This is a genomic window from Brucella gallinifaecis (assembly GCF_006476605.1).
Classification (GTDB): Bacteria; Pseudomonadota; Alphaproteobacteria; order Rhizobiales; family Rhizobiaceae; genus Brucella; species Brucella gallinifaecis.
The window spans coordinates 4567-15150 of sequence record NZ_ML636823.1; the positions used below are offsets into that span (position 1 = coordinate 4567).

Here is a 10584-nt window from a genome sequence, read left to right on the forward strand (position 1 = left end):
ACATCTTTGCCATCGCGGCTCACACTGACATCGGCTGCATTGATGCCTTCGAGCACCAGCCTGTCCGTCCCGCTGGGATAGGGCTCAATGATCGTATCATTGCCGTCGCCGCGGGCGTAGAGATAGGTGTCATTGCCTGCGCCACCGCTGAGAACGTCGTTGCCCTTGCCGCCAACGATCAGTTCGTTTTCTGCTGTACCCGTAAAAGTATCATTGCCAGACGTGCCGAGGAAATGCGGGGTGCTGATAACGCTTTCGAATTTTGACCTTATCTCATCATTTCCATCAAACTGTATGAGCGCCTGAATGAGTGCTGTATCAAAGCTGATGCCATCGGCATAATCGGTATGAAGGTTTTTGATAAATGGCAGGACTTTTGCCCAATAGAGCGCAGAAGCATTCGTATCCGCAGGCGCTTTGGCAACCACTGTCTGGATGAGCGTGTGAAAATCAACGCTGACCTTATCGGTCCATGGGTTATATTCTATAGTGGAAAGAGCTGCGAAGAGATCGTTTGTAGCCGTATCGCAAGGCACGCCGTTTAAGAACTGACTGAGAGAAACCTGACTTGCAAAGCGAGCTGCAAGCATATCGATAATTGCACGATAGCGCGGCTCCCAGACGCCTGGGCCGTTGTGCCAGTTTGGATTGAGATCATATTCTGGCTGTGTTTTTGGATCGATGCCATAAAAAGCAAAAATCACCGCCATATGCCGCCCATCGACATATTTGCCTTTACTGGCAGGGTCGACATTGCTGGCACCAGCCCATTCGATTACCAGCTGTTCAAAGGCCTCATGGAATTCAGCGTAACTCATCGAGCCGGCATTGAGGACAAGATTTCTCACTTTATCCAGCAATGCAGCGTTCTGCGACATGGCAGTTCGCAAGAAAGGCAGTTTGCCGTAGCCAGCGATTTCCGGCAGCAACATGGCGTCCGGATTATAGTTGAAACCGGCTGGCGGCGTATAAATCGACAACTGACTGTCGGTTGAGAAATTAACCTCGGCGATTTCCCGTGTGCTGAGCGCGCTCTTACCGCTTTCGAGATCCTTGACCTCTATGGTAAAGCTTGCTGAGGAAATGACCTTGTTGCCATTGAAGTCGGTATTGGCAGCTTTCTGTTTGAGACTGATCGAGACAATGCCAAGATCCGCAAGACTGTGCAGTTCGCCGGAAGAAGACACGCCATCGCAGCCCGCATCCACCCAGACCTTTAATCTCGAATATGCCGCATCGTGGCTGTCGATCACGCCGTCGCCATTTTCGTCAAGGCGCGCAAGATCCGCAAAGCCGTCGCCGGAAAGGGCGCCGAGCAGTTCATTGGCGGTAATTTTGCCATCTGCATGTTCGTCTTCGAGAACCAGCAGACCCTGACCGGGCTTGATCCAGCCCGAGCTGACTGCGTAACCGCTGCCAGTGAAATCAAAATGCGCATTGGACTCTTCGACAGAGGACAGCTCAATGCCTGTGCCTGCCAGATCCAGTACCAGAGGATCGGCAAAGGTCGGTGCGCCTTCAGGCAAGCCAGCAGCAGGATGGGGATCCCCAAATGCATCCCGGATCATCTCATAAAGACCCTGTGCACCGATACCGCCAGCAAGCGCACCAAGGAGAGCGCCAACAAACACAATACCGCCGGCAGCAAATGCCGCAGTCCCCAGCAACGGAATGCCAAACGCTGCTACAATCGGCCCCATCGCAGCATTGACTGCAAGCACTGCAAGGCCGCCGCCAAGGGCTGCACCTGTTTCAGAGGCTGCAAATTTCGCGATCGTATCAGCAGCTCCGGCTTTATCACCGGCCTGAAGCTGGGTGAGTGCTTCATAAGCGGTGGCGATCACGCCTGTGACAAGGCCTCCAACACCTGCAGCCTTAAGCAGCCTTGAGCCAGTGATAAGCGCATTCACATCGGCAAGGCTTTTGGTGTTAAAGTCATTCAAGGCATTGAGAACGCCGGTCTGGACACCCGGAGGGACGAGCGTATCGACGAGGCCCTGAATACCGAACTTTTTAAACAAAGTGCCAATATGGGGCAGCTTTGTGGTTTTGCCCTCACGATAATAGACCGCACCATTTAAAAGGTCGGCTGAGCGGGCATTAACAGCGGCTGCAACCTTGGCGTTTGCCGCTGCAACATCATCGCCACCACCCAGGGCCGTTTTATACATTGTCCGGTAGAATTCGATATCAAGTCCGTTGATGGATTTGATATTCGGGTTCCGGAGAAGGGTCGGGATTTCGGTGACAGAAAGTGTTTTTGCCGGATTGGCGACCGGACTTAACGTGACCACATCGCCTTTTGCGGCAGCAGCAAAGCGTTCAGACAGGGCGTCAAAAATACCGGGAGTTTCAGGCCCGCCGCGCGGGGGGTACAGGAAGGCCTTGGCTTCGTCGCTGTTTGGAAGCCCAAAAAGCTTGGTGAGTGTTGCTTTGGTTTGTGGATCTTCAGCAAGCGATCCAGCATGGGTCTTGTCGATAATGCCGACTTTATTCAGCTTTTCATCGCCGATCTTGTTTTCGTCGGCGATCTGCTCGGCGATCTGATGGCCGCTACCGGAAGCGTTCTCATCCAAACCGCCACTGTAAAGCACGCTGATTTCGGGCTTTGAACCATCTACCTGCGCGATGGAGGTGCGGCCAAAAATATCCCGCAGGTCCTGTTCAAAGGCGGCCTTGTTCTGCTCAAAAGTTCCGGCCGCTTTTGCAGCGTCGATACGATCATTGAGCGCAGCCACTTCGCCGCGTGCCTGATCCAGCGTAAGATCGGTCATTCAGAAATTCCAAAAATATTGTACAAAAAATTGGGAGAGGGCAGAGCGTGCTCAGAGAAGGCCAAAATCGCTTTTGGTATACAGGCGACTTTCGAATTCTACCCTTATAATACCGTCAGCGTGTTCATACCCGTCGTAAAAGCCGCCGTAGACCAATAGCGCTTCGATTGCTAGCAACATGGCTTCGCGTTCCTGTTCGGGACTGTCGGCATGCCAGGCGTGAAGTTGTATAGTCTGCCCTTTGCCGTTCGAGACATATGGGGATCCGCCAAATTGTGCAATGTGTTTAACGATGTAATAGTCACCGCGTTCATCATATCGAATCTCGGGATCTACAAAAAACACGATCTCCTGGCCTTTCCAGACGAGCTTGAAATAATCGCCTGGTTCCGTTCCATTTCCTTTCACGCGCTGTAGCCAGACGTCACGACCTTCATCCACGACCATCAGCGTGTCGCCGCATGGACCTTCGGAGTAGGCTGGTTTGATTTCGAACATTATATTTCCTTCGCCGGTGTTCCCGCCGGGCTATTTAAACTAATGAGAATTGAATTGGGTGCGTGACATCGAATATGACCGCTTTTAAAGATTAGAGGTCTATCCCGAGGCTCATTGTTTCCAGATTGAGAGGGACTTTAATATTCGTCTAAATATATTATCGCTGCTGGGTTCATTGATTATATTGGGAATAATAACCTGATCACCATTTTGTTCATAATATTTGGTTTTTCCAGAATTTTCATTTGTAACTTGCTTGGCTATCTGATGGCCTGAAATCACATTTTTGACATCCGCGGAACAGCTGTAAAGCACGCTGATTTCGGGCTTTGAACCATCTACCTGCGCGATGGAGGTGCGGCCAAAAATATCCCGCAGGTCCTGTTCAAAGGCGGCCTTGTTCTGATCAAAAGTACCCGCGGCTTTGGCAGCGTCGATGCGATCATTGAGCGCAGCCACTTCGCCGCGTGCCTGATCCAGCGTAAGATCGGTCATTCAGAAATTCCAAAAATATTGTATAAAAATATGCGGCCTACGCGTGATTTGCTCAGGGTAGCTCAAAATCGCTTTTGGTATACAGACGCCCTTCGAATTCTACTCTTATAATACCGTCAGCGTGTTCATACCCGTCGTAAAAACCGCCGTAGACCAATAGCGCTTCGATTGCTAGCAACATGGCTTCGCGTTCCTGTTCGGGACTGTCGGCATGCCAGGCGTGAAGTTGTATAGTCTGCCCTTTGCCGTTCGAGACATATGGGGATCCGCCAAATTGTGCAATGTGTTTAACGATGTAATAGTCACCGCGTTCATCATATCGAATCTCGGGATCTACAAAAAACACGATCTGCTGACCTTTCCAGACCAGCTTGAAATAATCGCCTGGTTCCGTTCCATTTCCTTTCACGCGCTGTAGCCAGACGTCACGACCTTCATCCACGACCATCAGCGTGTCGCCGCATGGACCTTCGGAGTAGGCTGGTTTGATTTCGAACATGGGAGAACTCCGCGAAAATTGGAAAAGGCTCGAGGTGCAAGGAAGGCCGCTCGTATCCGAGGCTGTAGCGGCTCCGGCTCCCCGTGTCCATTCGCTGTTCAGAGGGAGAACATTAAGGACATCCTGAACAGCTGAAACCGGGATCCTGCGAGGATTGCCTCTGTTCTGGATCTTCATCGCCGACGGCTACATGAATGGCCAGGCAATGCGAACGATGCCTGTTGGAAACCGTTAGCGCCGGTTTGCAAAAGCTGCTGGAGGGCTTTTGATCCGGGGACCAGAGCGCCGTTTCAGACTGTACGAGCGTCTTGAAAGCTGACGCTGATCCGATCGGCACTCCAGCTTTCAATCGCGCTCAACAGGTCCGCCGACAGACCCGCAAATCGCAGCGCGTCCAGGCAGTCCGCTGCCAGGGCCGTCCCTGTCAGCATGTCAATGCCGTCCAGTTGAAATAAACTCTGAAGGTCTTGCTCGATCACCGACCCCCGAAGTCCTTCGCGCAGACGGTCAGCCTCCTCATTTTCCACCACTACAGGCGCAACATCCATCGAGGTGACATCCGAAGGTGTTACAAGGCGCAGGTCCTTTTGACTGAACTTCTCCAGATCCGGTGCTGAGAGGAAACGCAAGCATTCAACTATGAGTAGTCTCAAATTTGAAGTGCAGCTGTTTGGTAGGCTTCAAGAGGTGTTCTGAAACCAAGCACTTTTCGGGGGCGATTATTGAGACTGAACGCACACTTTCTGAGACGGATGCACAGCCGCTGCGCGACGGACGCAAATTATATGAGACAGACGGCGTTCTGCATCGTGATCTTGTCCGTTTGGCGTATACCCTATCGCCACGTCAGGCGGATCGACGAATTTCCGTCAGAATAGGCTTCTATTTCCGTTCGATTGACAGCTTTGTATCCGGGTCATAGAGTTTTTCCTGACAGGTATTTTGTTCTTTTTTGAAGGAAACAACGCGGAATAGTTTGCCCCATACATGATTGCATTACGCTGTCATAGACAGCAATGCCTCGTTACCGATATACTTCTCGGCGATTACCAATACGTACCACAAGGATACACAAAGCGCCGTCTTCAATGTTTGCTATCATTCGATAATCACCTACTCGGTATTTCCAAAAGTCTCCGAGTTTGGAACCTTTCAGCGCTTCTCCTATGCTACGAGGGTCATCTAACTTCGCGATCCTACCGTGTAGAAAAATAAGGATACGCTTGACAGTCTGCGGGTCTAGTTTGGAAAGTTCGCGCTCCGCCGCCCGCTCAAACTTAATTTTCCAAGCCATAGCGTTTCATCAGCTCTTCAATATCTACTGTGTCAGACTTAGCACCACGAACGTCAGCTAAACGTTGTTCAGCTAGATAAAGGTCTTCGAGATCCTCAATATGACCTATGATGGCTTCAGTGGCGTAATAAGTCTTGCTGCGGCCTGTTCGCACTGCAAGATCAGTAAGTCTTGCTTCCACGTCACTTGGAAGGCGGATTGATATAGGCATTGTGCGTATTCCTTAACAACTGCGATACTTGTATCGCATAACGACGTGCGTGTGTCAATTATGTCTGCTCAAATAATTTGCATCAGTCGCGCAGCACTGCGCGTTCGTCTCATATACCGTGCATATAGTCTCAAACAATCTGCGCCGGAAGGCTTTGCTAATCTCAATTAATTCGCGTCGAAAATACCGATGATTGCGCGTCGGAACCATTATCATTGTGCGCCGCTACATCTATGGCATTGAACTCATCCACATGATGCGCAAACAACAAGGCATCTTTTCAGCTTCAGATGCACTCTCAATCAAACAACAGTTCGAAGCACTCGCTGAATAACTGTGTCCAGAATTAAGCCATGCTCCGTTCAATTTGAATTTTTGCAACAGAACCTCGGCACTCGGGTTAAAGTTATGGCCCCAAAGAAACCCGTCAGCGTGAAATAGAGATTCAGCGTCTTATTTTTATATTTATTGGTATTTATATTAGCTTTATAAATAAATATAGCATTCGCGCGAGGCATTCGAATATCCGTTATTTATGAAATAAATTCCCATAAGTTAATAACCAAAGAGAGGAGCGAAGAAAAAATATTTCTAATTTTTAGAATAAAAATCAATACCAATTAACATACAAAGGATTTATTTGATGACTACAGATCATTACACTATTAAGGATATTAAACAAAGCGTGTTTGTTATTCTTGATAACATTTTTGGTGATAATCCAATTTATCTTACTGTGAAGAAAGCCATTGGAGATAGTATTGATACATTTAAAATCGGAGATGGAAGAGTATACAAAACAGACCATAGCCCAGAACCTAACGTTAGTGAAAATTGCGCCGTCTATAATTTAAACGGCGATCGTGTTAATGGCGGCACTAATTCTGATGTTGTAACGAATTTGAAGTCTAGCGGAAATGTAAAACTGTATGCCGGAGCTAACGTTGGCTCATCTTTTGATAAAGGAGATGTCCTCATAGGAAATAATCTTAATCATCAGGAAGAATTTCATTTTGATGCGAAATCCATTAATTCTAATGGTGGAGGTGCTGTATTTGGTTTTGATAAAGGGGATAAATTATATATTGATAACTCTAATTATCATAACGACGCTATAATTTTTAAAACAACGCAATTTAGTACATTAGTACAATACACGAATAATGATGGAAGCAAAAGTATTATTAATGTAAACCACCTTCAAAATGGTTTCGACATAAACGATATTTACTATCAATGACACGTTAACATTTAATAAATATTATTAAATAACCTGACTACCTGACTTGGTGGTCAGGTACATTTATTGGCGTAAACACATGAAGTCCATATTTCGCCTTTCGATGCGAAGTTCATCGATTATATCCATAATAATATTCAGCGCCATTATAAATTTGCTTTCCGTTACATCTATCATATATATGATTCAGGTTTATGATAGAGTTCTTTCATCGCAAAGCTTTTTGACTTTACTATTTCTTTCTGTTGTTGTTGTATTCATATATTCAATTATTTCATTTCTTGAGTTCTGCCGTAATATCATAATTACAAGAGCAGCTATCAATATAGATAGAAAGTTGAGCTCATTGGCGTTTCAGATAACGGACTCATCGATTGATACGAACACATCTAAAGTATTTTCTTGTATTTCAGAAATTCGTAACTTTATTGACCGCAATGGCCTGGCGGCTCTGATCGACGCGCCGTGGTTTGTATTCTACATATGTATTCTTTTTATTTTAAATGTATGGCTGGGCGTTTACGCATTGTGTAGCACAATCATCCTGATTGTAGCCGCGGTAATCAACGATAAACTCTTGAGGTTGCCTACCGAAGAAACGACGCGACTATCGCTTGCTTCGGCTGAGCTAATTCATGAGAAAATAGCGCATGCGGAAGTTGTTCGCTCGCTGGGAATGTTTCCGAACTTTAACCGCCGATGGGCTGAACTACATGAAGGTTTCCTGAATAGCTTACAGATTTCAAGTGAGCGCGGCGCTGGAGTGACTGCTTGCATCAAATTCATACGCATGTGCCTACAGTCACTTATTCTGGGGCTCGGCGCATGGTTGGCCATTCAGGGAGAAATTTCCGCTGGGATGATAATCGCCGGGACATTTCTTCTTGGCCGTACTCTAGCCCCCATCGAACAATTAATACAGATATGGAGAAGCTGGGTAAAAAGCAAATCAGCCTATAGCACCATTATCAAGGCTCTATCTGTTCACAAAGAACATAGTGACCACATGTGCTTGCCTCGACCAAAAGGATTTCTGACACTTGAGAATATATCAGTGCAGCGGTCAGGTAGAACAATATTATATGATCTTAATTTTTGCTTGCAGCCAGGTGATATCACTGGAGTAATTGGACCAAGCGCCTCTGGGAAAACAACATTGGTACGCTTGATCGTCGGTGCGTGTTCTACCGCTACCGGAACTGTGCGATTGGATAATGCGGACATTCAGCAGTGGAACCCAGATGATCTGGGCAAATATATCGGGTATTTGCCTCAATCAGTTGAATTATTTGCTGGAACTGTAGCCCAGAATATCGCCAGATTTAATGCTATTGACACCGATGAAATTATACGTGCGACACAGCTGGCCGGTGTTCATGAAATGATCCTCCGCCTGCCCCAGGGTTATGACACAATCCTCGGCCAGGGAGGCATTGGGCTCTCGGGTGGGCAAAAACAGCGTATCGGTCTGGCGCGTGCCCTATATGGCGACCCGTCATTAATTGTTCTTGACGAACCTAATTCAAATTTGGATATCGCAGGAAATGAAGCTCTTCATAGTGCGTTAGAAATTCTAAAGCAGCAAAAGAAAACGGTCCTTCTAGTGACCCACAGTAAAAGCCTTCTAGATAAGACGGACAAAACGCTGCTCCTTATCGAGGGTAAAATTGAGGCATTTGGCTCGATACAAACCGCCCTGCAGAGAATTGAAGAAGTTGGCCAAAACTCCAGTAATAGTGCCGTCCCCTCCAAGTAGCTGAGTAAATCACACGTAGTTTGTAGGACGGATACGCTTTCTATAAGGACGAAATTTTTTATGACAAACGATGTTGTCCGGCTTTGTAAACCACCTATGTTTTTTAATGATGACAAGCCATTCGTCTGGTTCGGTTGGGTTGCAATATTTTTCGGTGTATTTTTATTCTTTGCATGGGCTGCCTTTGCTCCTTTGGATAAAAGTGTTCCGGCCCATGGGGTTGTTAGTGTTGCCGGGCATAGAAAAACGGTCCAAGCCCCTCAAATAGGTACTATCAGTTCTATATTTGTTAAGGATGGGGATAAAGTACAGGCTGGAGATGTATTGATCCGATTAAGTTCACGAAGAGAAAAGTCACAACTCAACTCCTTTCTGGATCAGTATTATATGAAGAGTCTCGTGGTCGCTCGGCTGCTAGCGGAACAGGACGGATTAGCGAAGATGGTGTTACCTGAAGATTTAAAACATATTCAACATCAACAGCGCTTCAATCAACTCCTGTCTTTGCAGGAAAAGCTTCTTGATACACGCAGAATGGAGTTGAATAGTGATGTTGGAGCGTCAATGCAGGCAATTGACGGCCTTAAAAGTCGACTGCTTACCGCACAGGAACGGAATGCATATCAGAAAGCCCAGGCCAATTATGTGGCAGAGCTGTTTAAAAGGACACAAGGGCTCGCCGACCAAGGATATGCTCCTAAGAATAAATTGCTCGAATTTGAGATAAAACTTGCTGATCTAAGAGTTGGTCTTGGCGATTCAAATGGAGAAATTGACCAATTGGAAAAGCAAATTCAAGAATCACAACTAAGAATCGAACAGCGTAAGGCAACTTTTCAAAGGGATGTACAGATAGAACTGACCCAGATCCAATTTGACATTAGTGAGCTAAAAAGCAAGATCGAACTTTTAACGAACGATCTTGACAACACAACAATTGTTGCCCCTGTTGATGGAACTATCATTGGATTAAACGTGTTTACCAAAGATGGCATCGTTAATCAGGGACAGCCGCTAATGGACATTGTTCCGCATAATAATGATATATATATAGAGGCACGTCTCCCTGTTCATCTTGTGTCAAAAGTCGGTACTGGGCGTCCAGTCGATCTACTTTTCACTGCTTATGATCAAAATGAATTACAGCGCGTTCCTGGCATCGTTACAAATGTATCAGCCGATCAGCTAACTGGTGACGAGAAGAAAGAACCATATTACGCACTTCAAATTAGGATTACAGAAGAAGGAAAGAAGAAGTTATCGAAATTCGACATAAAGGCTGGAATGCCTGTAAATGTTTTTGTGAAATATGGCTCTCATTCACTACTCGACTATTTACTTAAGCCTATATATGATAGAATACCCGAAGCACTGGCCGAATGATATTCAAAACCGGAATCACTGTTGTGTTAAAAGAGGTTCTGTCGCAAATATTCAGCCGCTGAAATCGCTCAACCCTTTTTGGAGCAGGCTCTAAGGCTGTTCTTAACCGGCTGAATATTTGCGACAGAACCCAGAAACGTGATGTCCATCTGCACAAGTGTGTCACTTTTCTCGTACAAAGAGACCAGTTCCTGTGAGAAATGGCGATGTTGCAGGCTGTCATCGAGGTATATTGCGCCAGATTTTAACCGCTTCCTGATCTGTCGGTATAACCAGAACTCGTAGCGGTCAGGATGCAATCCGGCTGGTTTTCCGTCGACATCGAAGGAGAGAAGATACGGACGCAACCGTTTTGGCGGTTCTGTCGCAAAGTTTTTGGAAGGATATAAGCGGCCTTATTTCTGGACGCAATTATGCTGCGAGCTTTGCAAAGA

Annotated in this window: 9 protein-coding genes and 2 pseudogenes; 3 read left to right on the forward strand and 8 right to left on the reverse strand. The window is 46.6% G+C overall.

Annotated features, from left to right (window positions below; translation table 11 throughout):
* From FHY56_RS18010 to relB, 7 genes and pseudogenes are all read right to left on the reverse strand, one after another.
* Nucleotides 1-2774 (reverse strand): annotated as a pseudogene (locus FHY56_RS18010) (hypothetical protein); the annotation flags it as partial.
* Nucleotides 2775-2825: 51 nt separating this feature from the next.
* Nucleotides 2826-3272 carry a hypothetical protein gene (locus FHY56_RS17270; protein WP_140906361.1) on the reverse strand — a complete coding sequence of 149 codons (447 nt, stop codon included), beginning with the start codon at nucleotides 3270-3272 and terminating at the stop codon, nucleotides 2826-2828.
* Nucleotides 3273-3383: 111 nt separating this feature from the next.
* The gene (locus FHY56_RS17275; protein ID WP_140906362.1) at nucleotides 3384-3731 is read right to left on the reverse strand and encodes a hypothetical protein; all 348 of its coding nucleotides are present in this window, start codon (nucleotides 3729-3731) and stop codon (nucleotides 3384-3386) included.
* 88 nt (nucleotides 3732-3819) lie between these two features.
* Nucleotides 3820-4266: a hypothetical protein gene (locus FHY56_RS17280; protein ID WP_140906363.1), complete on the reverse strand. Its 447-nt coding sequence runs from the start codon at nucleotides 4264-4266 to the stop codon at nucleotides 3820-3822.
* Nucleotides 4267-4556: 290 nt separating this feature from the next.
* Nucleotides 4557-4814: a hypothetical protein gene (locus FHY56_RS17285; protein ID WP_140906364.1), complete on the reverse strand. Its 258-nt coding sequence runs from the start codon at nucleotides 4812-4814 to the stop codon at nucleotides 4557-4559.
* A 476-nt stretch (nucleotides 4815-5290) separates the two neighbouring features.
* Complete coding sequence (locus FHY56_RS17290) at nucleotides 5291-5560, reverse strand: type II toxin-antitoxin system RelE family toxin (protein WP_140906365.1); 270 nt, start codon at nucleotides 5558-5560, stop codon at nucleotides 5291-5293.
* Nucleotides 5544-5771, reverse strand: coding sequence for a type II toxin-antitoxin system RelB family antitoxin (gene relB / locus FHY56_RS17295; protein ID WP_140906366.1), 228 nt, complete (start codon nucleotides 5769-5771; stop codon nucleotides 5544-5546). Before relB ends, FHY56_RS17290 begins: the two co-directional genes overlap by 17 nt.
* A 643-nt stretch (nucleotides 5772-6414) precedes the next feature.
* Here relB and FHY56_RS17300 point away from each other — a divergent pair.
* The 3 genes from FHY56_RS17300 (at nucleotide 6415) to FHY56_RS17310 (ending at nucleotide 10150) form a co-directional block, all read left to right on the forward strand.
* A complete protein-coding gene (locus tag FHY56_RS17300; protein ID WP_140906367.1) occupies nucleotides 6415-7011 on the forward strand; it encodes a hypothetical protein in 597 nt (198 codons plus the stop codon).
* 79 nt (nucleotides 7012-7090) lie between these two features.
* Entirely contained in the window at nucleotides 7091-8767 is a 1677-nt protein-coding gene (locus FHY56_RS17305; protein WP_140906368.1) for a type I secretion system permease/ATPase, read from the forward strand.
* 60 nt (nucleotides 8768-8827) lie between these two features.
* Nucleotides 8828-10150: an HlyD family type I secretion periplasmic adaptor subunit gene (locus tag FHY56_RS17310; RefSeq protein ID WP_140906369.1), complete on the forward strand. Its 1323-nt coding sequence runs from the start codon at nucleotides 8828-8830 to the stop codon at nucleotides 10148-10150.
* Between the two features lie 74 nt (nucleotides 10151-10224).
* Here the strand turns inward: FHY56_RS17310 and FHY56_RS17315 are convergent.
* Nucleotides 10225-10506: pseudogene (locus FHY56_RS17315) on the reverse strand (hypothetical protein); the annotation flags it as partial.
* Nucleotides 10507-10584: the final 78 nt, after the last annotated feature.